This window comes from Burkholderia sp. b14, from assembly GCF_900156195.1.
Taxonomy (GTDB): Bacteria; Pseudomonadota; Gammaproteobacteria; order Burkholderiales; family Burkholderiaceae; genus Mycetohabitans.
In genome coordinates, this window is sequence record NZ_FTPJ01000002.1 from 513,279 (window position 1) to 539,807 (window position 26,529).

Here is a 26,529-nt window from a genome sequence, read left to right on the forward strand (position 1 = left end):
CAAGTTCAACAAAAGTTCAAGTTTTTTGGGCTGCGGCATTTGTCTCGTCATGTCATCACGCTATTGGCACGCCCACTTACGTCGTCCAAGTGCAGCGCACGATTGACCGCCTCCAGGCTCTCGAACAACTCGCACCGCCGATGCATCACCGGCTTGACCGGTGCATAGCGCAAACGTGATGGCCGCTCGAGCATCTCAGCAACTCACAATCCGAATGGTTCATCCGTCCGCGGATTTTCGATGAATCCAAGTCTGCTTTAAAACGCAGTTCTAAATAATTGAGCACATTCCGATGAACCATGTCGAAGTATAACTTCGAAGGTACACCCTGCGGGTCTTGCCCTTACGGGGGCAGCGCATCTGCACCAGCGTCTCGCACACATGTAACGCACTCTGCTGCTGGATTTTTGGGTAAAGCGTGTTCATCAGCCGCTGTCGCTGCACACCACTGTACCGCCCCCAAGCACCATGTCATGGCCCAATAATATTGAGCAGTTAGATAGTTTGTGTCTGCGTCAATTTCGAAGGTAGCGGACGACAGATAGCCTAATGTTGAATTCTTCCCGCACCGGCAAGACCCGCGTCACATCTCATCCAAACTTGCCCTGATGCCACGATCTTGATCGCGCCACAGTCGGCCAAGGTTTTTCACGTGCCGACCACGATCGCGCCAATGCGTATGCAGTGCATCAATGCATTGGTCGCACTGCTTGCCCTTGCCGATGATCTCAAACCGCTCAAGGCAAACATAACGCAGGATGACGCGGCCACTCGATGAAGAAGTCCAATCTGAACAAAGACCATAAAATACGAGTTAAACAAACCCAGACGAAATCAATAATGATCTATCGGCTAATCAAAATTGACGGCTGTCCGGAACCCGCAGATCGACGTCCGCGGGCGGTGTCGAGAACGAAATGGACTCGATTAAAATAATGGGGACCCGTGGGACGTTACACCCTGTTGCCCGTCTCGCGAATTGGGATCACCGTGCGGCCGCCACAGTGGCGCAGCAAGTCGCGCAACTCATTGATAACCGGAAACACCTCGCGGTTCCAATCCGCGCCCTGCCTATCTTGGGCCTCTTGCTCCTGCTCCACGATCCAGCGGTCCTCCTTGAAGATGCGCTCGGTGAACCAGATCAGCAGCGGCCAGGCTAGGTCCAGCGCGAACGGCATTTTGGGCTTACGGATGGAAAGCAGGCCGAACGTGCGGTTCGTACGCTGCGCCGCATCTAGCGGCACGTATACGATCCACAGATCCATGACCAGCACGCCGTCCCCTGACCGGATCTGCAAAGTTTGGTACGGATAGCAGGTGCGCACCGTCATCATGCTCTTATTGGCCTGGTTGCCCGCATTTTGGCTAGCGCCAAACACCAGCGCCTCGCCCATGGGTTGGCTGCCCGCCATGCGCGCAAACGTGTAGTTCACTTCCAACCAGTCGTCGCCGAGACTTCGGCCCACGCAGCGCAGTACCGGCAGCGGCCGCGCGTCGGCCAGCGCTGGCTCGCCCGGGAGGACTAAGATCAGGCCGTGCACTTCGCAACATGGATAGGCGCGCACTCCGTTGGGCAAGCGCTCCCGCCCAAGATACGGCACGTCGATGCAGTGGCCACCGCAATCGTAGGCCCAGCCATGATAGCCGCAGCGGATGGACTCGCCTTCGACCACGCCTGCATGCAGCGGCACTTGCCGATGCGCACAGCGGTCCTCCAGTGCGAATAGTTTGCCGGATTCGGTGCGCACTAGCACGATCGGATCGCCGGCAAACTGCACGCCGAGCGCCTTGCCCCGCTTGACCTCGTGGGACCAGGCCAACGGATACCAGTGGTCCGGGTGAATCGGCACACGGCGCAGATCGCACGCCGAGGCGCTGGCGGGTAGGTCAATGGCGCTACTGTCCGACAAAGGCAATGCATGCATGCGTGACGCCTCCTTACGTAAAGGCACTTCGACAGTCGCCGCCACAGCCGCCTAGCCGGCGAACGGGCGGATCTGGCGCAGTCTACGCGAAGTCCGGCCGAAATCCCGCCTTGGCGCTCCTCTGTCGCGACGCCCGGTGTGGTCGCCTGCTACCGTTGCAACTCGACACGTCGCAAGCACGATTGCAGGACTTCTCCACCCGGCAAGCGAAACCCACTGGATCGCCACGCGCACCGTAGCTCATGCCGACCAACCGGGCGAAGCGAACAGCACCTTGACCATCATGCCAAGCGCAACCAACCCAGCCACCACCGCAAAAACCTGTTGCAGGCGGGGTCCACTCAACCGCGCGGCGATTCGGCATCCACCGAGCATGCCGGCGACAGCACCGACGGCGAACGGCAAGCCCACTGGCCAGTCCATCCGTCCAGCCAGTGCACTGACGGCGACGCCAGCTGTCGAGACCAACGCGACCACCGCCAACGACGTTGCGACGATCGCCTGCATTGGCGCGTTCGTCGCTCGCCTGAGCGCCGGCACGATCACGAAGCCGCCCCCTACTCCAAGCAAACCGGACAGAAATCCGGCACCGGCACCCAACGCGATCAACGCACGCGCGCAGGAGGCGGTCCAAACGAAGTGCCCGCTCGCGTAGTCCAGTTGACGAGGCGGTGACATGCTCATGCGCGGCGCGCATCGATCCGAATGGCTGGCACACGCATGACCCTGCAGAAGCATGCGCCACGATACCCACGCCAACACACACGCGAAGACGAGTGCCAACGGCCCGTTCGGTAGCCAGCGCGCGGCCCACAGGCCGAGCGGCGACCCAACCATGCCGCTTACCGCCATCAGCGCGGCCGCCCGGTAGCGGACAATCCCACTGCGCAAGCCAATTGCCGCGCCGACCGCTGCCGACATGCCCACCGCAAGCAGTGCTATCGGCCCAGCCCGCGCAACGCTCAGATCCAGCGCAAATAACAGCAGCGGTACCGCAAGGATCGCACCGCCTGCACCGGTCAATGCCAACACCAGGCCAACCGCAACGCCAAGGATCGCAGTACTTTCGATCATTTTTACGCGCTCCTGATTGTCGCTGGGATGTCGCCGAGCCGCACGACCCAACACGCGGCGCGAGCCGGAATACCACGCCACCCATTAACGCCCACGGATACCACCATTGCGCAGCCTCGAGACAAACGGCGCGGCGCGTCCTGGCCAAGCGCCACCCTGCTCGAGTTTGCGTAACCGTATGATCGAAGTGAAGCACCAGCATCGGCGTTCGCTTTCGATGCGTTGCGCATCCGGTAATGCACCCCCAGCGCGTCGCACCGCGTCGTCCAGGATGCGGCTTTTTGCCAAAACACGGCTAACACGCGCACCAGCGCCCGGCAGACGGAACGCCAATACATGGCCCAGCGCGCCTGGCGCACAATCCAGCACGAGCCGTTGCTCAGGGACGCAGCGGAGCGCCATTGCACGTGCCAGCGCCAATGGCAACCGATGTGGTCAGGACAGCCGCCACCGTGGCGGTCGCCTCGTGCGTCCGAGATCGACGCATCGACCGACAAGCTCGTGGCGATCGTGTTGGCGTTGCAACTCAAAGGACCGCCGAGCGCCCGATACGACCGATGGCCATATCCAGCTTTGGCATTGACGTGCTGGCCGAACGTTTGGCGCATCCTGCCAGTACCCGGGACACGTGCGCCACTCGTTCGCAAAACCATGTCGTGCTGGGATATTGCTATGGAAGCAACGACCAAGCGCTCAAGTACTACGCCGGTTTGTCTCCTGTAACCAGCTTTATTCGCAAAAAGCGATGGCGTCATTCGGAGCCTTTCTATTAATCTCGGCATGCCGCCACTCGGCAGTGTAATGCTGCTGTGGCCTGCGCCGCCCGCCGATGCATCGACCACGTCGATAGCATTGAACCGCCAGGTGATCGTAGCCAAGCACGAGCCCCATTGGCATCGAGCCAACAATCGTACGCGAAGCCGGAATGCAGCGTGACGCACTGACGCAGTAGTCGGGTAAGCTGATACTATGTAATAGACAATGCACGAGGCGGCGCTGCGCGTCGGCGAACTCCGACAGCGTTTTGTCGGATCACGGACGTTTTGCCCGCTTAACAGGCGCGGTAATGGACCGTTTCAGGCTATGCACAGAGACCAATTCAATTCTCTACCATTCGGCTTACGGGGTATGTGGCACGTTTCCCGCACAAGGCCGTGACGCTATCATGAATGAAAAACTACCATAATAAGTGGCGAATCCACTCATAGGCTGCCCTTCACAGCAGCCAGCGGCGGCTGCGCTTACCATACGTTATCCGCCAAAAATATAACCGCCTCCGCTGACCCCACCGATACTGCTCGCGCTTTCGAATAGGCTGTTACATAGTGGTGCCTGCCTAGTTGTCCTTGTCTCATCCGGACTTGCCGATGCGTGCAACGTGCAATACCGGTCACCCTGCGAAGGTTATGCATGATCTCCCGATCGGTGTTCAACGTGGCCAACTTGCTGGCGCTCGCAGCACTTTGGAGTACGTCGTTTCTTTTTGTGCGCATCGGCGTTGCGGATTTCGGCGTCGTGCCAATGGTAGCGTTGCGTGTGTCGATCGGCGCCACTTTCTTAATCGCGCTGTTGATCACGCGAAAAGGCGTGGAGGGAAAATGGCGTGATTCGCAACGCAAGCTGTGGCCGTTGTTCATGCTCGGCGTACTGAACGCTGCAATGCCGTTTTGCCTGTTTGCGTATGCCGTGCCTGCCCTGTCGGTGAGCCTGGCCTCCGTGATCAACGCGACTGCACCGCTGTGGGGCACGCTGGTAGCATTCCTGTGGCTCGGGGACCGGCCCAGCATCATGCGAGTTTCAGGCATCGCGCTCTGTTTCGCCGGCGTGATGCTGCTGGTCGGAAATCAGATCAGTGCAACGAGCGGCATCGCAGGCGCAGCGTCGTGCGCGCAGGCCACTGCACTGGCCGCCGCCGCGGGACTCACTGCCACAGCGCTGCTGGGTATCGCGGCCAGCTATACGAAGCGCTATTTGTCCGACATCGACCCATTGGTGATCGCGGCCGGCAGCCTCGTCGGCGCATCGATCGTACTACTACCGCTCGCCGCATGGGCATGGCCAGCGACACCGATTTCGATGCAGGCGTGGCTCGCGGCGCTGGCGCTCGGCGTGGCGTGCACCGGCGTTGCCTATGTGCTGTACTTTCGCCTGCTCACCGCCGGTGGACCGACTCACGCGATGACCGCCACATTCGTGATTCCGGTGTTCGGCATCCTTTGGGATTCGCTATTCCTTTCGTTATCCATATCAATAAAGATGATGGAAGGCTGCGCCATTGTGCTGGTCGGTACCGTCTTCGCCACGGGCTTAATCGAGCGACTGCGCTCGCAGCCATCATAGCGACGTGTAACGCGTTGTGGCCACACGGCTTATTCGGCCGGCGCAGAGCGCGCTAATCAGGCCGGCATCCATCAGGCCGTAAAGCGTGACGGCACTCCATGCTTTTGCCGCTGAAGCGGTCGATCCCGCCACCAGCGTGGCGATGGGAATCTTTTCCCCGCCTAAGCGCCTGCTTGTCAAGAATGAGCAACGACGCAAATATAAGAACGCTCAAGCGAGCAGCGCGTCATCGTAGCGTAGCGTATTCTCACGGCCATGGACGCGCGAGGCAGCGCGACCCGGCAGTGGGATTGACGAGGGGCGATCGTCGACGGCGGGCGGACGCGCCGGCCAGCCGCGTTCTTGCCGGACAGCTTGCGCGCTAGAACAGGCCGGACTGTCGCATTTGCGCGAGAAAAGCTTGCACGGCGGCCGAATAGCGACGGCCGCGCCGCACGAATAGCTGAGCCTTGGCACGCTCGAGCACGACGTTGGTCGTGCGCCGTGCAACGAGCACACCAGCGGCCAATTCGTGCTCCACCGGATAGACTGACAAGAATGTCACGCCCAGCCCCACGCCAACGTAGTGCGTCAGTGCATCGATCGAGTTTGCCGAAAATACGGCATTGAACCGGATTCCCTCCGCCACCTCGGCTTGGCGCGTCAGCGCGCGCAGGCCGGTGCCCGCCGGGGCGAGCGCCAGCGGGTATTGGGCTACAGCATCCAACGACACCCGGGCAGCCGGCCCCGCCAAAGGATGCGTCGCCGCCATGATCGCGCAAAGCGGCTGCGGCCGTTCGTGCACGATGCGCACCGCCGGATGGGCGGGCGAACACAGCGTCCAGCCAAGATGCGCCCGGTCCTCGACCACGTGGGCAACCGCCTCTTCCGCCCCGACCGTCTGCATCTGCACGTTGACGCCTGGATACCGGGCGCAGAATGCCACCATCACCTTGGACATTAATTCGCGCACAAAGCCCTCGCCGGTTACGATCGTCAGCTCGCCCCGCTCCAATTCGTGTAGCTCGTCCAGGCGCAGCCGCAGTGTTTCCTCCACCAGGCGCCGCTCCTCGTATGCCTGCAACACCAAGCGCCCCGCATCGGTCGGCGCGACGCCGCGCCCACGCCGCTCGATCAGCGTGACATTCAGCTCTTTCTCAAGCAATTGGATTTGCCGGCTGATGACCGATGCTTCCACGCCCAGCCGTTCAGCGGCGGCACGCATCGAACCGGCCATGAGCGCCGCATGAAGGTAGTGGAGCCGCCGCTCGCTCAGACTCACCATTGGCCTCGGCGTTGACATTTGATCAACGCAATTCTACGCAGACGTGCGTTGCTTGCAACAAATGGAGTGGGTCGAACTGTGCTGCCGCGTCCATGAAAAGCGCGTTACGCCGCGCGTAGCCATCGCGAACACCGAAATCATCGCTGGGTTATGGCGTCAGCCCCGACGCTATGCATGAGCTTGCTTGCTGGTTGCCGGCATGACGACGGAGAGCTTCGTGCCGTGTTTTCTATAAGTCATTCACGGCCTGACGCCGCTCACCGCGGGCTACATGAGCGCCGCGATGGCCGACGGTTGGACAGTCGCACCCGTATAGCGCAGGACACTGCGGCGCGGGGCCTATCGCGCCGTAGCCAGCCGCGCATTGACCTTGATTGGCGTGGCATTGTCGTCGAATGGCGGCTGCGGCTCGAACTGCTCGATCACACCAGGCTCGAATATCAGGCAGTACGTGGAGCCGCCGTACTGGAAATAGCCGATCTCGTCGCCCTTGTCCACATGTTGCCCAGGCAACGCCACGATATTGCATGATGAGACCTCGGCCATTCCGACGAACACGCACGCGACCTGCCCGAGCGCACAATCATCGCAATCGATCACGATCACCGCCCGCGCGGCGATCGCGGTGGTGTAGCCCTGCGAGGCATTCAGCCCGCTCGGGTTGACGCCCTCGGCCTCGAGATCGGAGTAATAGCTGCCATCGACCCAGTACGCCTTCGATACCGTACCATTGACCGGCGCATGCCAACGATGATAGTTGTATGCACTCAAGTATGCCTGGTACACGGATCCGCCGACGAACCGCTTGGCCAATTCGCGCTCGCCCGTCGTTAGAATTTCCTGCAACGAATAGGGCTGCTCTTTGATCCAGAAGCGATCATGAAGCTGGACGTCCGAGCGGATGTTGTATGGCGACGCCTCGCAGGCACTGACGATGACCTTGGAGTTGTGCGGCGCGTCGACAGGCCGCGCGCCGGGCTTAAACTGGCGTGTAAAGAAACTATTCCAGGATGCGAAGCCCCAATACGGTTGATTAGGATCGCAAATGAATTCCATCATGCCAATTTTTTTGAGCGCTTCGTCGCAGAACCAGCCATCCGGCGCTTGGGTGCTCAAGTGCGTTCTGGAGTACGGACCGCTCAGGAACCCGCACCAATGATTCAATACCCGCTTGAGTTGCGCGTTGAGCGCCGGGTCACGAAAAAATGCATAGCCGGACGGCATACACATCGGCCAGTCGAGCAACGCATTGAGAGGGCAGATGATCAGGCTCGACTCACTAAAGGGCGGTGCATACGTCATCAGATAGTCGATCAAGGACATCAGCTCGTCGATCGTCGCGTAACCCAGTTGGTAACCCGCGCCACGCGCATCATCGATGGCCCGTTCGAGGTTCATGCGTAATACGGCATCATTGCTCACCAACGCAGCCAGTTCCTGGACCACGCTGGTACGCAAGTCGGGGCGTGCTTTTGCGCGCGCCGCCAATTCCAGCCGATACTGCGCCAGCGCGTCTTCCCGGTTGGGAAGCCAGCCACCGAGCCGCCGCTTTTCGCGTGTGCGTGCGCCCATTTCAGATGCCATTGCTCTCTCCGTCTGTCGATAGGGTAAGGAATAGCGTGAACACACCGACTTCAGCAAGTTACTTGCCCGAGAATATCGTCATATCGCGCTGCGACTGCGCTGGCAGCCAACAGGCGGCGCCGCTACGCCGATTTGCGGCACGCCGCAAGTCGGCGGCCAAGCGCCAGCGCGTCCAGCGGCTTTTGCAGCACGGGAACATCGTCGAGCAATGGGTCAACATCCGCGCATTGCCCGTACCCCGACATCAGGAACACATGAACATGCGGCTGGGTACGCCGCAGCGCTAATGCAAGCTGGTCGCCAGCCATGCCGGGCAACGTGAGATCACTCAGCAGGACATCATAGCGTTGCGCCGCGGCTCGCTTCAGCGCTTCCTCCGCGCTGCCGGCCGCACAGCACCGCAGCCCCATCACTTCGATCAGGTCGCGCATCGCCTCACGCGAGGGTGCGTCGTCTTCCACCAGAAGCACATGACATGGCAGCTGCCCTTCTTCGTCGCACGGCCCGGGTGCAGCAGACTGTGCCGCCACAAGTGATGGCAATGGGGAGGGCGATACCGATTCGGCCGGTGGGATAGACGGCGATGGCGACTCGTCATTGCAACTCGACAGTGCCGACTGAAGAGGCATCGCCCGTCCCCCAGACTGCCCTTCGAGCGCGCTGCGCAGCTTATGCGCCAACTCATCACGCCGATACGGCTTGGCCAGCAACGTCACGCCCGGATCGAGCCGGCCATGATGGAAAATCTCGTCGCGCGTGTAGCCCGATGTGAACACCACGGGCACCGACGGCACCCGTTGCGCGGCAAGACGGGCAAGTTCGGGGCTCTTCACGTCCCCCGGCATCACGACATCGGTGAACAGCAGGTCGATGCGCGCGTCACCGAGCAGTATCGCCTTGGCCTCATCGCCGGTCGACGCAGTCAACACCTGGTAGCCAAGCTGCGCAATCATGTCGACGGCGGTCAGACGCACGTCCGCATCGTCTTCGACGATGAGCACCGTCTCGTTACCACGCGGCACGCCGCCCAACGTCGTGGGCGAGTCCGTGCATGGCGTCTCGAGCGAGCGCGGAAAATACAACTCGACCGTCGTGCCGCGCCCGACCACGCTATCAATCTCCATGTGACCACCGCTTTGCTTGACAAAGCCGAATACCATGCTCAAGCCCAGCCCGGTTCCATGGCCTTCGGGCTTGGTCGTGTAGAATGGCTCGAAAGCATGCTCGAGCACCTCGGCGGACATGCCCACACCGGTATCCGAGACCGAAAAGCAGACGTACTCGCCCGGCCTGACTTCAGTGTCGCCACCACCGCCGTGACCATTGTCCGGCTTGCCGTCCAGCATCACGTTGCGTGCAGCGATCGTTAACGTGCCCTCGCCGCGCATCGCGTCACGAGCGTTGATGGCCAAATTCAGCAGCGCGTTCTCCAACTGATTGCGGTCGACTAGCACATTCCACAAATCGTCCGGCACAATCGTATCAATATTGACCGTCTCGCCAAGCGAACGATGGATCATCTCGTCCATGCCTTCGAGCAACTGCCGCGGACAGACCACCGACGGCGACAAAGGCTGGCGTCGCGCGAACGCGAGTAGGTGCGACGCCAGCCGGGCACCGCGCCGCACCGCCTCTGCCGCGGTTGCAATCCGGCGTTGCGCGACCGGGTGGTTCGCCAGTTCCGCCGACAACATTTGCAAGTTGCCGTTGATCACTTGCAAGACATTATTGAAGTCGTGGGCAACACCGCCGGTGAGACTGCCCAGCGCCTCCATTTTTTGCGCCTGCCGCAGCTGCGCCTCCACCGCCGCCCGCGCGGAAACTGCGTCCTTGACCCGCTGCTCCAGGGTGGCCGTCAACTGCACTAATGCCGCTTCCGCGACCTTGCGCTCATGAATGTCGATCAGCACGCCGGGTAACCGGTGTGGCCCCCCATGCGCGTCCAACTCCCACTGTCCGCTCGACTGCACCCAAAGGAATTCGCCGTTCGCGCGCGTGATCCGGTATTCGGCGCGAAACGGCGTTTGCGCACGCAGCGACGCAAACATCTGCGCCTGCACTTGCGCGACGTCGTCAGGATCAACCTGCTGAATGGACAATAAATCGCCGATGCCACGGACTTTCCGCTGCGAAACATCGCCGAAGGTGCGGGTAAAGCGTTCGTCGCCGCTAACCGTGCCAGAGCCAACGTCCCAGACCCACGTGCCAAGTACCGCGCCGGTATTAAGCGCGAGTTGCAGCCGTTCGTTGGCTAACCTCAGCGCGACCTCCGCGCGTTGCCGCGACTGTTCCGTCAACACGCGCTCGGTTGTCTCCACGACTACCGCGATAACGCCCGCAGGCACGTCATCGTCGCCAGCGACTGGACTGTAATACAAGTCCATCCAGACGTCCTCTGGCTTGCCGTCGCGCAGCAGCACAAGCTCCTTGTCGCGATACGTCAGCGTGCCGCCGGCAAGGCAAGTCTCCAGCACGCGGCGGTTGAACGCGGCCACTTCCGGCCAGCCTTGCTCGACCGGGCAGCCGAGCAAGTACGGATGCCGACCGCCGGCAAATACCGCATACGCATCGTTGTATAGCATATAGCCATCGGCACCCCACAGCACCACCATCGGCACTGGAGAAGCCAGCACCACTTGCATCACCGACACCAGGCTCTGCGGCCAACGCTCGATCGGGCCCAATTCGGTCATGGACCAGTCGAACGCCCGAATCCGCTGCGCCATTTCACCGTCGCCACCCACATGGCGCCGAGATTCGTCGAGCACGGACATGGCTCCCCCTGCAAATATCGCGCGGAAATTCCTTTACCCGGCCAATGCCGCCGCGACGGCCCGCAACCATCACGCAGACCGGTGAACATAGCGAACGCTAATCTAAACGCAAACCACGCGACACTTCAAGCGCCCTGCGCACCGGCTGTCTGCAGCCTCGCAAACAACATCACCAGGCCTTGAAAATCGCCTCGCAATGCGTCAACAGGTTCATCCTTCGACTTGAAATAATGATAGAACATGCCCTTCGAATTGGCTGCCTCGATGACGATGTCGTCGATCGTCGTCTTGTCGATGCCGTTCAGCACAAACCGCTTGGCACCGGCATCCATCCGTTCCTCGCGTCGCACGTCTGCGGGCTTGATCGTATGCCGCGCTTTCTAGGGGACGCTGTTTTTCATCGACATAGCTGTCAAATCGGCTATCGTAGCCTATTTAGAGCATGTTAGGCACTTTTTGTCTGTGATGAAACACTAGAGCGTGTTATGCACTTTGCAAGATGAATGAGCATGGCAAAGACAACGAAATGCAAACCGATGAGCGTTTCAGGCAAACGCTCATCGTCACGAGCGAGCCTTCGAAAGCGATTGAGCCATCCGAAACTGCGCTCGACGACCCATCGGCGTGGCAGCAGGATAAAGCCCTTCTTTGCCTCTGACCGTTTGATAACCTGCAATTCGATGCCTTCGTTTTGCGCGGCTTGTGTAGGCTCTTCTCCTGTATAACCTTGGTCAGCAAAGGCAAGCTTCACGCTCTGCCCGCTCACATGTTGCACCTCTTGTGCCAACACCTGAACCTGTGCGTGCTCTTGCTCATTGGCCGGCGTGACATGGGCCGCCAGCCAATGCCCGAGCGTATCGACGGCCCTATGCACCTTGCTCCCCCGTTTGCGCTTGTCGCCGTCGTAGCCTGCGCGTGGGCCGCTCTCGCAGCTCGACTGCAACATACGCCCGTCCAGAACCACCGCACTAGGCTGAACTTGGCGACCCTGCGCAACACGCAGCACCGAACGCAAATCCTGAAACATCGCTTCGACGCAGCCCGCTCGCAGCCAGCGTTGAGTTTGCTGATACACCGCCTCCCATGGCGGAAAGTTCGTCGGCAGCATACGCCACGCAGCGCCTGCACGAGCTAGCCAACGCAGCGCGTTGAACAACTCGCGCAATTCATACCGTCTTTGCGGTGCGTCTGGCTCCATCAACGTCAAATACGCAGCAGCGAAGCGCCATTCTTCGTCCGTCACGTCGCTCGGATAGGGTCTGCGTTCTCCATCTCGATTCGACTCTGAGACTCGCTGAAAGTGCATAACACGCTCTAGGCGCTAGGTGCGCCGATACGCATCGACCAGGGTTGGTCGACGGCCTGCAGCTGTATTTGCATTTGACATCGGCTGTCGTTTCTGCCCGCAAGCCTACTGCACCTGCACCGTCGTGTCGACCAGCACCGATAGTTCAGGGTCAGCGAACGACGCCGCTGCTTCCGCTAAGTATCGCACGTGCTCAATCGTGCGCTGGATCGTCGCGATGCGGAGTGACATCGCGATTGTCGCGGTTCCTTAAAATAAAGTCGAGTACCTTGCTGCGGGTTTGCTGGCTGAAGTGGTTGCGTTCAATGAGCGCTATGATTTCGGTCCTTGCATAATCTCGCAACTGTAGCGCCTGTCGCACGGTTGGAAGATAATCCGTCTTTTCCAGCCCAAGAAGTACATTTAGCACGTCTGCCTCATTGACTACATCGAGCAAGCGCAGTGCGCGCTGCCATACCTGCGCCGATATCGCGTCGTCCATTCCGCGTGTGGCTTGGAGCAGACCAGCAGCTACCAGCGTATGCTGCGCGAGCGGCACGCGCTGAATCAAGGGTTCAAGTAATGAAAGCTCGTGCGCCAGTTGATCGTCCGGCAGGCCTCGCAGCGCGATCGGCAGGTAGCGTAGTGCGCTGCCCAATTGGTGATCCGGCAGTGATTGTATCAAGCGACGCAGTTCGGCATAGTGAGCGGGCAGTTCTTCGCGTGGCATCACCCATGCTACGCTAGCTAACGCGCCGATCGGCGCACCTTGGTACGACTTCGGCAAACGTTGCACCCATTCCCAGCATATTCGGTATGTTTGGCGACGGCGACGCTCACACTCGTCTACAGGCACATGCTCCTGCCCCTGACCAAGCAAAGAAGCGAATGTTATATAGTCTATATACGATACTACCAGTTCCGTAATCAGATCGGCTCGATCAGCCGCGGCCAAAGTCGGAATACGGTCAAAAAAATGCTGATAATCTATTAAGCTTATGGTTTGTTCTGGCAAAGCTATCAAGATCGACGCAACAGCGGCCCAAGTGCTGCCCTGTTCAACGCTTCGCCGTTCGGCGTCTGCATAAGCGAGATGATACAAATCGAGCTGTTGGAGCTCCTGAAAGTCTCGTATGGATCGGATCATATCTTTTTGTATTGGCAGGCCGTACTTGGGCACGCAGCCGGCAGCCTCGAAAACCTGTCGGAATGCCGCTGTCTGCTGCTCTTCCGGCAAACTCGATAGCCTTGGCCATAGAGCCTCAAATGGCTTAGCGCGCAACATCGGTTCGCGGATCCGCTCGATTTCGGTCAGCAACTGTTGCACCAACGCGAGATCCAACGCTTTGGCGTTAGCAGCTCGCTGATAGCAAAGCCAGCTCAGCCGCCTTTCTTGCAGGGCGTGGTATGTCCCCTTGTTCACGGTCGACAGGTTGCTGATATCGTCAAATGGCATGTGGGCAGACACCTGCCGGAGGATCTCGGGCGGCAGTTTGTGGTACGTTGTTGGGAAGCTTGTTTGGGTCGTCGCCAAACCGCTTACCGGACTGTGCGCCGCACCGGTCAGTGAACCTGTCGTCGAGCCCTGCGGCTCCGGTATGTTCGCAGGCACTGTCAGAGTATGCGGCGGCACAGTTGTGTCAGGATGACCGGCTTGCTGGCTCTGCACTGCATATATAGCGGGCTGCGTGTTATTTAAAGCGGTGTTTAAGTCAAAGTCCATCGGCAAACTTGGCAAGAAATGAGGAAAGACGCCGCGCGAAGCGGTGCTAGGTACGCGTAGTCTAATCGAAAACGCATGTATCGATATATCGGTGAGCAGCGGCCACTGGGTTTTCGGCGGATCATGCATTGCCGACGAGCGCTGGGCCGCGACAACCGTTAAGAGTCGCTAACACAAGTCGTCCACGAAGCGCGAACAGATAACGGCAGCGGCCAAGCAAAGCAAGGCGATATAAATGTCCAGGCGCCGCTCGGAGCGGATGTGCAGCTTACCAAAACCGGCAAGCCAGGCGTGCGTGTGCTCGACTACCCAGCAATGCCGTCCGAGCCGCTCGCGCTTTTCTACGCCGCGATGGGCGATGGATGCAGTGATTGCGCGTTGCTTCAGATAGCGTCGGCAACGGGCAAAGTCGTAATCCTTGTTCGCATGCAGTGTGCCCGGGCGTTTGCACGGCGAACCGTTCAAGCCCGGCACGGCTGGGAGGGTACGTTCGAACGCCATCGAATCATGCCGGTAGCCACGCAACTCCTGCAGCAGGTTCTGACGATCAAGGCGGCAATGTTCGCACAACTACCTCCTGGCATAAGCCTCGTGCGCCATCGCGCCCCCTATGCCGGCTCAATCCGATATCACCTGGGACTCATCACGCCGGCCGACCCAAAACGCTAGCACGATAAGCCCTGTTCGGGCCCGGCCAGCCCCGCCGAGCGCCCGAATACCGCGGCGGCCGCGTCACAGCGAAATCAAACCGCCGTCACGGACACCGCCTTGGTGACCAGATAGGCATCCATCGCCTCCGGCCCGCCCTCGGACCCATACCCTGAATCCTTGACGCCGCCAAACGGCATTTCAGGCCACGGCGTCGCAGGCTGATTAATCCAAAGCATGCCGACCTCGAGCTGCTGAGACAGCAAATGCACGTTGCGCACGGAATGCGTGAACGCATAGCCAGCAAGGCCATACGGCAACCGATTCGCTTCGGCGATCGCGTCCTCGAGCCGGTCGAAGCCGCGGACCGCGGCAACAGGCCCAAATGGCTCATGATTGAACACGTCCGCCTCCCGGGATACGTTCGTCAATACCGTCGGCGCAAAGAAATTGCCTGTGGAGCCCACCCGCTCGCCGCCGGTGGCCACCGTCGCGCCGGTGGCGCGCGCATTCTCGACGATCCGCATCATCGCCGCAAGACGACGCGCGTTCGCCAACGGGCCGAGCGTGGTGCCTTCTGCAAACCCGTCACCAAGTTTCAAACCCTGTGCGTGCTTGACCAGTGCCGCCTCGAATGCCCCTCGGATGCTGTTGTGTACCAGGAAACGCGTCGGCGAAATACACACCTGCCCCGCATTCCGGAACTTCGCCCCACCGGCTGCCTTGATCGCCAACGCGATGTCGGCGTCCTCGGCAACGATCACCGGCGCATGGCCACCCAACTCCATCGTCGCACGCTTCATGTGCGCGCCGGCCAACGCCGCGAGTTGCTTGCCGACCGGCGTCGATCCGGTAAACGTCACCTTGCGGATCACCGGGTGCGGAATCAGGTAGCTCGAGATTTCCGCGGGATCGCCGAACACGAGTCCGACGGTGCCGGCCGGCACGCCGGCGTCAACGAACGCCTGCAGCAGCCCCGCCGGCGACGCCGGCGTTTCCTCCGGCGCCTTCACGAGGACCGAGCACCCGCATGCGAGCGCCGCGCTGAGCTTGCGCACTATCTGGTTGACCGGAAAATTCCAAGGCGTAAAGGCGGCGACTGGCCCGATCGGCTCCTTCAGCACCGACTGCTGCACTGCAAAATTGCGCGACGGCACGATGCGGCCATATACGCGCCGCCCTTCATCCGCGAACCATTCGATGATATCGGCTGCCGACAGCACCTCAATCCGCGCTTCTGCAAACGGCTTGCCCTGCTCCTGTGTCATCAGCCGCGCGATCCCTTCGGCGCGCTCGCGCACCAGCGCCGCGGCCTTGCGCATCGTCGCCGCGCGCTCGTAGGCCGGTACTTTGCGCCAAGTGTCGAAGCCGCGCTGCGCAGCCGCCAACGCGCGGTCCAAATCCGCGATGCCGGCGTGCGCGACGCGGCCAATGACCTGGCCGGTCGCCGGATTGACCACGCCGAGCGTCTTGCCGCTCGCCGCATCGCACCACTGGCCGTCAATGAGAAGTCGGGTGTCCGTATAGCTCGACGTAACCATGCTGCCTCATCCCTGAAAGTTAGAGTACGGTCATGCTGCTTGCCTTGCGATGCGACGCAGCGGGGCGTTACTTGCCCGCGGCGGCGTCGCGTTGGCCTTCGGCTTGCTCCAGCTGCGGCAGCGAGATCTCGCCTTTGGCGCCGAGCACGCCGGTCTTCGCGTAGATCTGCAGCTTGTCGCGGGTATCGGCGATATCGAGATTGCGCATCGTCAACTGGCCGATGCGGTCCAGCGGCGAGAACGTCGATTCACCCTTTTCCATTGTTAGCCGCTCTGGCTGGTAGGTTAAGTGCGGCGACTGGGTGTTGACGATTGAATAATCGTTGCCGCGACGCAACTCGATCGTCACCTCGCCGGTAATCGCGCGCGCAACCCAGCGCTGTGACGCCTCGCGCAGCATGATTGCCTGCGGATCAAACCAGCGACCCTGGTACAACAGTCGTCCAAGACGGCGGCCGTTGTCACGATACTGGTCGATCGTATCCTCATTGTGGATACCCGTGACCAGACGCTCATAGGCGATATACAGCAACGCCAGTCCTGGCGCTTCATAGATGCCGCGGCTCTTCGCCTCGATGATCCGGTTCTCGATTTGGTCGCTCACACCCAGTCCATGCCGTCCGCCGATGCGGTTCGCCTCGAGCAGCAGTTCGACACCGCTATCAAATTCGACGCCGTTGATCGCCACTGGAAGACCCTGCTCGAACCGCACGGTCACGTCCTCGCGGGCAATCTGCACGTCGTCGCGCCATGACGCGACGCCCATGATCGGCGCAACGATCCGCACGCTGCTATCCAACTGCTCCAGATCCTTCGCCTCGTGCGTGGCGCCGAGAATGTTCGAATCGGTCGAATAGGCTTTATCAGCCGACATCCGATAATCGAAGCCTGCCTGGCGCATGAATTCGGACATCTCGGCCCGGCCACCAAGCTCGTCGATGAACGCCTGGTCCAGCCATGGCTTGTAGATGCGCAGGCCCGGATTGACGAGCAGCCCATAACGGTAAAAGCGCTCGATGTCATTACCTTTGAACGTGCTGCCATCGCCCCAGATGTTGACACCATCCTCCTTCATCGCCGCCACCAGCATCGTGCCGGTCACCGCGCGGCCCAACGGCGTCGTGTTGAAGTAGGTAACGCCGGCGGTACTGATATGGAATGCGCCGCACTGCAGCGCGGCAAAGCCCTCTGCGACGAGCTGCGCGCGGCAATCAATCAACCTTGCGTTTTCGGCCCCATACTGCTTCGCGCGACGCGGGATGTCATCATAGTCGGCCTCGTCCGGCTGCCCCAGGTTAGCCGTGTACGCATACGGGACCGCCCCCTTGACGCGCATCCAGTGCAGCGCCGCGCTGGTGTCTAGGCCGCCGGAGAACGCGATGCCGACCTTTTGGCCGCGCGGAAGTTGTTGCAGGATAGTTGCCATAGCTGATTTGCGGAAATGTCGGATGAAAACGCTTGCAGACAGGGCATTGCCCCCACAGAACATCAATTGTATTACCAAAAGACGCAATGCAGACGGCGTCCGGGCCAAACACCCCATCTCTTGCCAATAGTTTACACGACGCCATGCGGAGCCCGCGCGCCATACAGGTACTTACCGCACGCTCTCAAGTATCGCGTCGCGCGCGGTAAATGTCTCACGCCAGCGCGTCAACTTTTGATAACCCGCCATGATGCTGCTTAAAAACACATCGAACATTATGAATCAGACCAAAAATTACTTAATACTGCTTAAGCTATGTACTTGGTAACGTTTTTCCATTAGCCTTCATTTTGCACCTAGGTGCTTTTAATTTTACCCATTGTGGCAAATCGCGCGGCTAGTGCAATGACCGTCCAGGCGCCGCAATGCATTCACAGTGCAACGGTAAGTGTCTGTACCAATGACGCCATCCGCATGCCTATTCAAACTTAAACTTAATAAAATTAACCATGGATTTTGATCCGAACCTTGCCTCTATCAGCGCTCAGGTGGCTATGTGCGCAATGCAGAGCCAGCAAAACCATCATGCTGCTACAGCCGCACCACCTGGCTCATTACGTCAGGTGGCACCCGAGAACACATGTACGTTGAAAGAACCGCTGATCTGTACAGCGGAAAATCAAGCCAAAGAACCAGCCAATGGTTCAACAATAGTTAGTAAAAACCGTCCGACAACCTACCGAGATCTGCCGCCCGAAATCATCCAGCAGGTGGCTGACTACCTACCCTTTTATCTTATCGGCGATTTATCGACCGTGGACAGGCGCACATACCACATGCTGCGAGAACAGCGGCTACGCTATCTTTGCTATGCACGCGCCATGCGCCTAGGAGAAAGAACTTTTGATTTAACATCAGTGCTTCAGTTGTTAGCCGAGATTGAACGCATCCGCGTAAACCCTGCGTTGCGCGCTGAGCCACTCAGGGCGCTGGGGTGGCTAATATTAGACTTGCCCGATGCGCAAAAGCCAACGGCATTCTCACTTATTTTTGAGGCTGCAGACCGCATGCCCCAAAAGCAACGCTTGCAGCTACAAAAAGCGATGATCAAGCTTATAAGCGATTGTCCGGCCCCGCAGCGACTCAAAATGTATAATTTTGCGTATGCAATGGCAGAACGACGAGGCAGAGAACAGGACAATACCTGGGCCGAGCTGGCATCGCTGCTAGAATGCCTGCCAATTGACCCCTCGCAGTTTGAAAGCGAATATCGGGTTTTCCTAAACCGGCTTCCTAATTTAGGCATGACCGAGCAAGCCGATTTGATTACAAAACTGGCGGGGCTCCTGCTGCGTTTGCACTGGAATGTCAATGAGACGAAAGCTGCCGAATATTATGGAATACTCCAACAATGGGCACAGCGCTTGCCGCCGTCGCACCAAGGTGCGCCGATTGGCGCATTGGCCGAGACAATATGGGTCGTTCCAGATTCTCAAAGACCGGGGTACTTCTCCAATATGCGTCGCATGACGTTGTCATTGCCGAATCACCAATTGGGTAGCGCGTTGCGCAACCTGCCATGTGCGCTAAAGTATCTACCGTCCGCTTTACATGCGTATGAATTTTCGCTGCTCGAAACCACCATTCAACGCGTGGAGCCTTCGCAGCGTAGTATGGCGGCGTTTGGGTTAATATTAAGTGCAGTGATGCTAAAAGACACCCTACCATTGAAACACATATGGCAAATCGCACTACGCCTACTTGACGGCGGCGATGAAACGGACGTCGTGGACGTGCTTGAAGTAGTGAAAGATATGTGTTTGATGCTAAGATTATCCCCCGAGCAAAAAAGAGATTTTAAAATTGAAATCATGGATTTTATCAAGCGTAACAAGCTTACTCAAAATACCCACACCTCTCTGCTTAGATACATTGCCGATTAGCGTTGTCTTATACTATTTTTCCGACGACCGTCACCAGTGCCTAGCATACGCACGAATGCGACCATCGGTTTCATCAGTTCTTATTATGGAAAAACTTAAACCACGAACTAGCCACAGTTAGGCGCCCCTTTGCATTTCATGCAACACCCAATCATCCAAAAACTTCAACGTTAAAGCTGTTATGCACACCAGCGCCACCGTTTAATATACTCCTTATATTTTCTATACCTCTAAGTTTTTCAACAAATATTTTTATATCACTTCTAAACCTTAGCTCAACCCCTTTATCCAAAACATATTGACCCATCAGCTCATCGACTTCCCTTCTGCAATGGCTCCCAATCAAAATATTCGCCAAATCAATATCAAAACCCTTAGCGTCCAACCAATAAGAAAAAACTTTTAATGACTTGATATTGATATCATTATTCCCAAGACTAACCCCATTATCCCTACAACAATTAAAAATAATATCGGAAGTGATTTTGTCTCGTGGACACAACAATTTACCGTAGCTCCCCATCAAAAGAGCCCTTTCTTTTCCGCGCAAAGCATTAATCGACCTTATAAAGTCGCTTTTAAAGTTTTTTGATATACTTTGATCAGCCTTAAAAAGAACCTCCAGCGCATTATTAAACTCCCTATCACCCTCCGACCTTACAATACTCAACGACTCGTCAAATCCAAATTCCCTTTTTATAAAATCCTTTATTTTTGACAACGTACCACGATATACCAGAGAATCCCGAAATTCATTAAGGATATCGGCATCTTTTTCTTTAGGCGACGACATTTGCAAGCGGAGACTAATGATATTACGCGCGTCACTAGCCAGAGTGGGCGCCGAAGAATTTTCCAAATTCAAACCATCATAGCCCGTCATTTGCGAAAACCGCTTCCCCCTCTCCCACTCAAGCAAATACTTAAATTTGCCAATAGCCCTATCAAGCTTAGATCTATATTTATAATTTATTTTTAAATCAGCATCGTTTTTAAACAAATCAAACGAAGTAGTAGGATTGTAAATATTTGTTCGATCTGTAACCGGCTGACTCCTCAAATAATCAGACAAACTGCCTCCATGCTTCACATTTAGCCAATGAGAAAAATAACGCAAAATGCCCGATAACCGTCCATCCTCGAATGGTTTATGCCTAAATTCCGGGCAAGCTTCCCCTAAAGAGGCAAAGCGGTCTTCTAAGTCGGACAGGATCAACTCGTCCTCTCGTGTCAAAATAAAATTCATTTCTGGCACGAAACGAGAATTCGCTACACCAGCAACACCTGCAGCCGCGTTAAAACCAGCAAGATATTGCTGGATTGTCGCAGCATTAGAAACTACGCTGGTTTCGGCATGCTCGGCTATTAGCGGTTGCTGCTGATTGGAAGCTGAAGGTGATCGAAGACGCCGGAACATGTTGCTAAGCGACGAAATATTGACGGGTGGACGCTGTAAGCACTGGTCTTCAACCGTAGCCGGTTCATCACGTCGTGTTGGTCTTGATTGATCTCGAATGGGTGAGCCGCTGCGAGTTCGCACCCGTGTCCATACACTCGTATTATCCGAACGGGTATGGTCTTCAAAATTGAACGAATGCCGAATGTCGTCATCCAACGCATCATCTAATTGCGCAAAGTTGACCGACTCAGTTATAGAGAATTGCTGACGCCTACCCCGCCGAAGCTGGCTACTATTTGCCGGGATCGTCCTTGCCGGATCCGACGACCAAGTCATGACGGCCTTCTGACGAGCCCGACGTGACGAACGGACGCGTGGCTGTCCTTGACGCGATGTGGCGTCGGCACCTGTTTGCGTTCAGCCGTCCGATTGTTGAAAATTTCTAGTACTGGAGGAATTTGCCAGGGTCCTTATTGTCGGATCCGACGACCAGGTCATGATCGCCCCCTGAAGAGCCCGAGGTGACGAATGAACGCGTGGCTGTCCTTGACGCGATATGGCGTCAGCGCCTGTTTGCGTTACACCGTCCGGTTGTTGAAAATTCGCAGCGTTGGAAGAATGAGCGTGAGAAAAAACGTTGAAGGGATTCATTAAAAAGCAAACAGCGTTGCGGCTGCGTTCTCCGGTGGACAAACCAGAGCATATTTTGCTAAACAACGCCTTTACGAGTACATGTTACTACGAAACGGGTTCATGTCTAACGCACTATCTAGTGTTACCGCCCTCAACAAAATAATCTAGTCATGCAAATCATATAGGCATTCATATAATAATATGGATGCCTATATATTGGCAGCAAGCTTACACATACCTTGCATGTTTACCTTTACAAGTTAAACATGCTGACTACGCCGTTACATATCACGATGCAGGTGTGTTCGGACACGGCAACTAAACAGCAGGGCTCGTGGCGTGGTCAACGCCAAGCGCTCGTGCACGTCATTATGCGCATCGCTGCTGCACTGGCGCAGCAGCTGGAATCTGCCCGGCCTCACTCCAAATTTGTCTTCCGGTCTTGGGTTGTTTCATGCGCTTCGACCGACTGGGCGTCCGGACATTTCATCTGCTGCGCGCCCACCGACGCGTGCGCCGATGGCGGCTGCGCCGGCTGCGACGACGTCTTGGCTATCCGCGCTTCGTTTGATAAGCATGCCGGGTCGGTCTTCGCCTTCGCGCGTTGTCGTTTGGCGCCGCCATGCGGATGCGAGCGCCGCGATGCCAGCCAGCGCGCGCGCGCTGCCTGCGGCGCTGAAACCTCACCGACAGGATTACCTTGCAAATCGACACGCGCAGCATGTTCAACAAGGCAACTCCAGTAACGATTACCCTGACACCACGTCGCGATCGCATCCTTGATCTGCGCTTCGGTCAGGCCAAGCTTTTTCGCATGCTGCATCGCATCGATATGAATACCGAGTTTGAGCGGCAGCTTCGGTTCGGGTTTTTTAGGAAAAGACTTGGGAAAATGCTTCTGCAAGCGCCAGATCGCTTCCACTACCGGATCGACCGGTTTATTGCTCTGTGCAACGGGCCGCTGCTGGCCGCCCTGCCCGGTTCGTGCCAGCTTTGCATGATAAGCCGCAGATTGTTGCTTGCTCTGCTGCTTGCCTTGTTCGGCATGCTGCGGCCCACCTCGTTCCGTACGCTGCTTCGCCTGCTCAGCACGTTGCTGTTTAGCCTGTGCAGCGAGTTGCTGCTTCAGCGCGGCAAGTTGCTCAAAACCCATGTTGCTTGTTATTTAAAAGGAGTCCGCCCATTGTAGCAGCTCGTCTCTAGACGCAAGAGACTGTCGTCGGTCATGAAGCCGCGTGCGGCGGCTACAGCGTACCCGAATTGACGCTAACAAATAAACCCTCGCTACGCTTAATCACCGTAGCACGCTATCGCGGCACAAGCATGCAGGTTTTACGCGGCCTTCTCCGACGCCTTGTAGCGCTCAAGCCAGTGTGCGTAGGGTGCGGGCAGCGTCCACGCTGGCCGCTCAACACCCAGTTGACGAGCGGCGTAATAGGGCCAATGCGGATCAGCCAGGTGCGCGCGACCGACCATCACGAGATCGAGTTGATCATTGGCAACCACCCGTTGAGCAAGCTCTGGCGTATCGATGCCCCAAGCCGACGCCACCGGCAATCGCGCTTCGCGGCGTACCCGCTCCGCAATCGGTGCTAGAAACGCAGGTCCCCATGGAATACGCGCTTGCGGCGTCGAAAAACCGATTGTCACGCTCAACAAATCGAGCCCTTCTTGCTTAAAGCGCTTCGCCAGTTCAATCGACTCGGCAAGGGTTTGCTCATCGCGGCCGTCGTACTCGATTACGCCAAAGCGCGCGGTAAGCGGTAATCGCTCCGGCCATACAGCACGCACCGCTGCCAGCGTCTCTACCAGGAAACGGCCGCGGTTTTCGGCACTGCCTCCATACGCATCATCACGCTGGTTGGAATGCACCGAGAAAAAGCTCTGCGCCAAATAACCGTGCGCAAAGTGCAACTCGAGCCACTCAAAACCCGCGTCGAGCGCACGCTTCGCCGCTGCAGCATAGGCGTATTTCACACGCTCAATCTCGTCCAGCGTCATCGCGCGCGGCACCTTCGGCAGATGTGCACCGAATGGCACAGCCGATGGCGCAATCGTCTGCCAGCCACGCGGATCATCGTTTGCGATGTGATCATCGCCCTCCCATGGGCGATTCGCGCTTGCCTTGCGGCCAGCATGCGCGAGTTGGATACCCGGGATCGCGCCGGCTGCCTTGATCGCCGCCACCGACGGCTCGAATGCCGCGGCCTGCGCATCGGACCACAGACCCGCGCAACCTGGCGTAATACGCCCTTCGGGAGACACCGCGGTCGCTTCCGCAATCACCAAGCTCGCGCCACCCCGAGCGATACCTGCTAGATGCACATGGTGCCAGTCGTTCACGACTCCTTCGTTGGCCATATACTGGCACATCGGCGGTACTGCAATGCGGTTGCGCAAGGTGACGTCTTTCAGCTTGAACGGTTCGAATAACGCGGACATGAAAACTCCTTGATTACGTTAGAAGTGCCGCACCAGGTACGGTATACGATAAAACCAGCCCGATTAGACTGGTCGTCTACAAACTCACTCAAAAAAGCAATGTCCAGCACGTGTCGCCACGCCCGGCGCTGTCACTCTGCCGGCAACTGCAGCATGCGACGTGTCATTGTCATCGCCACGTCCAACGCAGTGCCATCGCGCCGAATCTTTTCCAGCAGCGTCGCGCCGAGCCACAACTCGTACAATGTCGCAGCAGTTGGCTGCGGATCAAGCTCCACCTTTAACGAGCCATCATCAATGCCCGCCGCAATGCAAGCTGCGAGCCGCTGCACGATCTGGTCGGTACCTCGCCTGAGTGCGTCACGCATCGCCTCGGATAAGTCGCAGACTTCGGCGCCAAGCTTGACTGCAAGACACCTGCCATACGGGTCATCACTCACTTGCATCGCCTGCCAATCGGCCCAGTAGCGCATCAACCGCTCGGCAGCCGTTCCCAACGTGCGTTCAAAAAGATTATCAACGCGGTCGATATAGTGAATGAAATAAGCATCCAGTAACGCCTCGCCAAATGCCTCTTTTGAATCAAAATAGTGGTAAAACGAACCTTTTGGCACGCCAGCAGCCGCTAGAATCTCGTTCAGACCCACGCCCGAAAAGCCCTTACGAAGCATAATGGGCTTGGCCGTGTCGAGGATATGTTGCCGCACGTCGGCAGCGGTATTTGCACTCATAAACGTAATCGTAGCGTTTAGTAGACCAGTCGTCTAGAAAAGGTTACTTGGCTCCATACTTGCATCGGAGCCTTGTCTGGCGTGTAAGACGGCCCTTTCAGTAATCTGGCAACTCGCGTGCCAAAACGCTGGCTTAATAGCGGTGCCAAGAGATTGGACGTGCTCACGTTGCTGTCCTGGCTCCGCCGTGCACGGCGCATCGGCGGCAACGAGCATGGCCAGGCGGTTGCATTTCCAATTCGCACCGCGGCCGGCCCTGCAGCCACGGCGCATCATGGCTCAGCCGAGGTCAACCGGTATAAAGATTTGTGCGTTGTCGCGCTGCACCAGCAACGCAACGCTGCTACCGGCCCGCGAGAGGCTTGATGCGAGTTGGGCGGGCGTCGTGACCGGCTGGCCGTTCACCGCCAGGATGACGTCGCCAGGCTGCACGCCGGCAGCTGCTGCCGGGCCCGCCACATCCTGCACCAGTAGGCCGTGAGCTTGCACTGCGCGTTGCTCCTGCGGCGTCAATACGCGCACCGCAACACCGAGCCGTCCCTGCGTCGCGCCTTGCGCATCGTTGGACCCGACCTTGTCGTTTGCGAACGCGCCCAGTGTCACATTGACATCCTTCGTGCTCCTGTCCCGCCACACCTGCAGTTTTGCAGTCGTGCCCGGTTGCATCGCGGCGATCTGCGCGGGCAGTCCCGATGAGCTTAGCACCGGCGCGCCATTGACCTGCAAGATCACGTCGCCTGCCTTCAGCCCGGCCTTCGCAGCCGGTCCACCGGGTTCGACCGAACTGATCAGCGCACCCTGCGGCTGCTTTAGGCCAAACGAGTTTGCCAGCGCCTGGTTCACACCCTGCACCGACACACCCAACCGCCCACGACTGACGTGACCGGTCTTCACTAGCTGGTCTTTCACACGGATCGCCTCATCAATCGGGATCGCGAATGACAGGCCCTGGAAGCCACCGGTCTGAGAGTAAATCATCGAATTGATCCCAATCACATCACCCTGCAGATTGAACAACGGCCCACCTGAATTGCCTGGATTCACCGGCACATCGGTTTGGATAAACTGCGTATAGTTTTCGTCCGGCAGCGCACGTGACTTCGCGCTGATGATGCCCGACGTCACGGTGTTGTCAAAACCATACGGCGAGCCGATCGCAACAACCCACTGACCAACTTTGCTTTGCTTTGGATCACCGATCTTCACCACCGGCAGGTTGCTCGCGTCGATCTTGAGCACCGCCACATCGGACTGCTTATCGCTGCCCACCACCTTCGCGCGGAACTCGCGCTTGTCGGTCAGTCGCACGGTCACCACGTTCGCACCGTCGATCACGTGCGCGTTTGTCAGGATATATCCGTCCTTGCTGACGATGAAGCCCGAACCCAGGCTGCTGCTCGGCACCTCCTGCTGCGGGCCGAGGTTGCCGCCGAACCCGTAGAAGCGGCGGAAAAACTGGAAGAACGGATCACTCGGGTCGATTGGCAACGGCAAGCCGCGCTGCGCGGCCTGCCGCACGATATGCTTTGCGCTGATGTTGACGACCGCCGGGCCGTACGTTTCAACCAACCCGGAGAAATCGGGTACGCCGGTCTTTGCGGCGGCTTCGGCCGGCATCATCGGAACGGCATGGGCCGACTGCACAGGCTCAATGTCCTTGCGTCCAGCGAAGTACCCGGCTGATAACGCGGCCGCCACCGCGACGGCAACGGCGCTACGCGACAGGACTTTGGTTTTCATCGATTGCGCTCCTTGTCGGAATGACTGCTATGATGCCTGCCAGAATAGGAGCGGCCG

The 26,529-nt window shown here is 58.2% G+C and carries 20 protein-coding genes and 2 pseudogenes; 4 read left to right on the plus strand and 18 right to left on the minus strand.

Annotated features, from left to right (window positions below; all coding sequences use genetic code 11):
* Positions 1–47: 47 nt before the first annotated feature.
* The 3 genes from B0B13_RS18220 to B0B13_RS03470 form a co-directional block, all read right to left on the minus strand.
* Positions 48–194, minus strand: coding sequence for a hypothetical protein (locus tag B0B13_RS18220; RefSeq protein WP_170872321.1), 147 nt, complete (start codon positions 192–194; stop codon positions 48–50).
* A 759-nt stretch (positions 195–953) separates the two neighbouring features.
* The gene (locus B0B13_RS03465) at positions 954–1,925 is read right to left on the minus strand and encodes a Rieske 2Fe-2S domain-containing protein (RefSeq protein ID WP_076794350.1); all 972 of its coding nucleotides are present in this window, start codon (positions 1,923–1,925) and stop codon (positions 954–956) included.
* A gap of 240 nt (positions 1,926–2,165) precedes the next feature.
* Complete coding sequence (locus tag B0B13_RS03470) at positions 2,166–2,999, minus strand: sulfite exporter TauE/SafE family protein (RefSeq protein WP_076794351.1); 834 nt, start codon at positions 2,997–2,999, stop codon at positions 2,166–2,168.
* 419 nt (positions 3,000–3,418) lie between these two features.
* Between B0B13_RS03470 and B0B13_RS17025 the strand changes: the two genes are divergently transcribed.
* Both B0B13_RS17025 and B0B13_RS03485 read left to right on the plus strand, forming a co-directional pair.
* On the plus strand, positions 3,419–3,772 hold the full coding sequence (locus B0B13_RS17025) for a hypothetical protein (protein ID WP_083703602.1): 354 nt from the start codon (positions 3,419–3,421) through the stop codon (positions 3,770–3,772).
* A 637-nt stretch (positions 3,773–4,409) separates the two neighbouring features.
* On the plus strand, positions 4,410–5,339 hold the full coding sequence (locus B0B13_RS03485; RefSeq protein ID WP_076794354.1) for a DMT family transporter: 930 nt from the start codon (positions 4,410–4,412) through the stop codon (positions 5,337–5,339).
* Positions 5,340–5,700: 361 nt separating this feature from the next.
* Here B0B13_RS03485 and B0B13_RS03490 read toward each other — a convergent pair whose 3' ends face one another.
* The 8 genes and pseudogenes from B0B13_RS03490 to B0B13_RS19035 form a co-directional block, all read right to left on the minus strand.
* Positions 5,701–6,621 (minus strand): LysR family transcriptional regulator, encoded by a 921-nt coding sequence (locus tag B0B13_RS03490; protein ID WP_076794355.1) that lies wholly within the window; start codon positions 6,619–6,621, stop codon positions 5,701–5,703.
* A gap of 321 nt (positions 6,622–6,942) precedes the next feature.
* On the minus strand, positions 6,943–8,187 hold the full coding sequence (locus B0B13_RS03495) for a phosphatidylserine decarboxylase family protein (protein ID WP_076794356.1): 1,245 nt from the start codon (positions 8,185–8,187) through the stop codon (positions 6,943–6,945).
* Between the two features lie 122 nt (positions 8,188–8,309).
* Positions 8,310–10,961 carry a hybrid sensor histidine kinase/response regulator gene (locus tag B0B13_RS03500; protein WP_076794357.1) on the minus strand — a complete coding sequence of 884 codons (2,652 nt, stop codon included), beginning with the start codon at positions 10,959–10,961 and terminating at the stop codon, positions 8,310–8,312.
* Between the two features lie 125 nt (positions 10,962–11,086).
* Positions 11,087–11,293 (minus strand): helix-turn-helix domain-containing protein, encoded by a 207-nt coding sequence (locus B0B13_RS03505; RefSeq protein ID WP_076794358.1) that lies wholly within the window; start codon positions 11,291–11,293, stop codon positions 11,087–11,089.
* Between the two features lie 113 nt (positions 11,294–11,406).
* On the minus strand, positions 11,407–12,267 hold the full coding sequence (locus B0B13_RS03510; protein ID WP_076794359.1) for an IS5 family transposase: 861 nt from the start codon (positions 12,265–12,267) through the stop codon (positions 11,407–11,409).
* 105 nt (positions 12,268–12,372) lie between these two features.
* Positions 12,373–12,498, minus strand: coding sequence for a hypothetical protein (locus B0B13_RS19030; RefSeq protein WP_255785503.1), 126 nt, complete (start codon positions 12,496–12,498; stop codon positions 12,373–12,375).
* Positions 12,461–13,702, minus strand: coding sequence for an F-box domain-containing protein (locus B0B13_RS03515; RefSeq protein WP_170872348.1), 1,242 nt, complete (start codon positions 13,700–13,702; stop codon positions 12,461–12,463). The genes B0B13_RS19030 and B0B13_RS03515 overlap by 38 nt, the downstream gene beginning before the upstream one ends.
* A gap of 435 nt (positions 13,703–14,137) precedes the next feature.
* Positions 14,138–14,482, minus strand: a pseudogene (locus tag B0B13_RS19035) (transposase family protein); the annotation flags it as partial.
* 30 nt (positions 14,483–14,512) lie between these two features.
* Between B0B13_RS19035 and B0B13_RS19040 the strand changes: the two are divergent.
* A pseudogene (locus B0B13_RS19040) lies at positions 14,513–14,626 on the plus strand (aspartyl/asparaginyl beta-hydroxylase domain-containing protein); the annotation flags it as partial.
* Positions 14,627–14,712: 86 nt separating this feature from the next.
* On the opposite strand, the gene B0B13_RS03530 reads toward B0B13_RS19040, so the two are convergent.
* Entirely contained in the window at positions 14,713–16,158 is a 1,446-nt protein-coding gene (locus tag B0B13_RS03530; RefSeq protein WP_076794361.1) for an NAD-dependent succinate-semialdehyde dehydrogenase, read from the minus strand.
* A gap of 67 nt (positions 16,159–16,225) precedes the next feature.
* Positions 16,226–17,584 (minus strand): argininosuccinate synthase, encoded by a 1,359-nt coding sequence (gene argG, locus B0B13_RS03535; protein ID WP_076794362.1) that lies wholly within the window; start codon positions 17,582–17,584, stop codon positions 16,226–16,228.
* A gap of 509 nt (positions 17,585–18,093) precedes the next feature.
* On the opposite strand from argG, the gene B0B13_RS18670 reads away from it, so the two are divergent.
* Positions 18,094–19,527, plus strand: a complete 1,434-nt coding sequence (locus B0B13_RS18670; protein WP_076794363.1) for a hypothetical protein — start codon at positions 18,094–18,096, stop codon at positions 19,525–19,527.
* 151 nt (positions 19,528–19,678) lie between these two features.
* Here the strand turns inward: B0B13_RS18670 and B0B13_RS17670 are convergent, their stop codons facing one another.
* The 5 genes from B0B13_RS17670 to B0B13_RS03565 all read right to left on the minus strand — a co-directional run bounded on the left by B0B13_RS17670 (position 19,679) and on the right by B0B13_RS03565 (position 26,472).
* A complete protein-coding gene (locus B0B13_RS17670) occupies positions 19,679–21,262 on the minus strand; it encodes a hypothetical protein (protein ID WP_139337292.1) in 1,584 nt (527 codons plus the stop codon).
* A 715-nt stretch (positions 21,263–21,977) separates the two neighbouring features.
* Positions 21,978–22,712, minus strand: a complete 735-nt coding sequence (locus B0B13_RS03550; RefSeq protein ID WP_076794365.1) for a ProQ/FinO family protein — start codon at positions 22,710–22,712, stop codon at positions 21,978–21,980.
* Between the two features lie 179 nt (positions 22,713–22,891).
* Positions 22,892–24,001 (minus strand): NADH:flavin oxidoreductase/NADH oxidase, encoded by a 1,110-nt coding sequence (locus B0B13_RS03555; RefSeq protein WP_076794366.1) that lies wholly within the window; start codon positions 23,999–24,001, stop codon positions 22,892–22,894.
* A 131-nt stretch (positions 24,002–24,132) separates the two neighbouring features.
* Complete coding sequence (locus B0B13_RS03560; protein WP_076788220.1) at positions 24,133–24,732, minus strand: TetR/AcrR family transcriptional regulator; 600 nt, start codon at positions 24,730–24,732, stop codon at positions 24,133–24,135.
* 279 nt (positions 24,733–25,011) lie between these two features.
* Positions 25,012–26,472: a DegQ family serine endoprotease gene (locus B0B13_RS03565; RefSeq protein WP_076794367.1), complete on the minus strand. Its 1,461-nt coding sequence runs from the start codon at positions 26,470–26,472 to the stop codon at positions 25,012–25,014.
* Positions 26,473–26,529 lie beyond the last annotated feature (57 nt).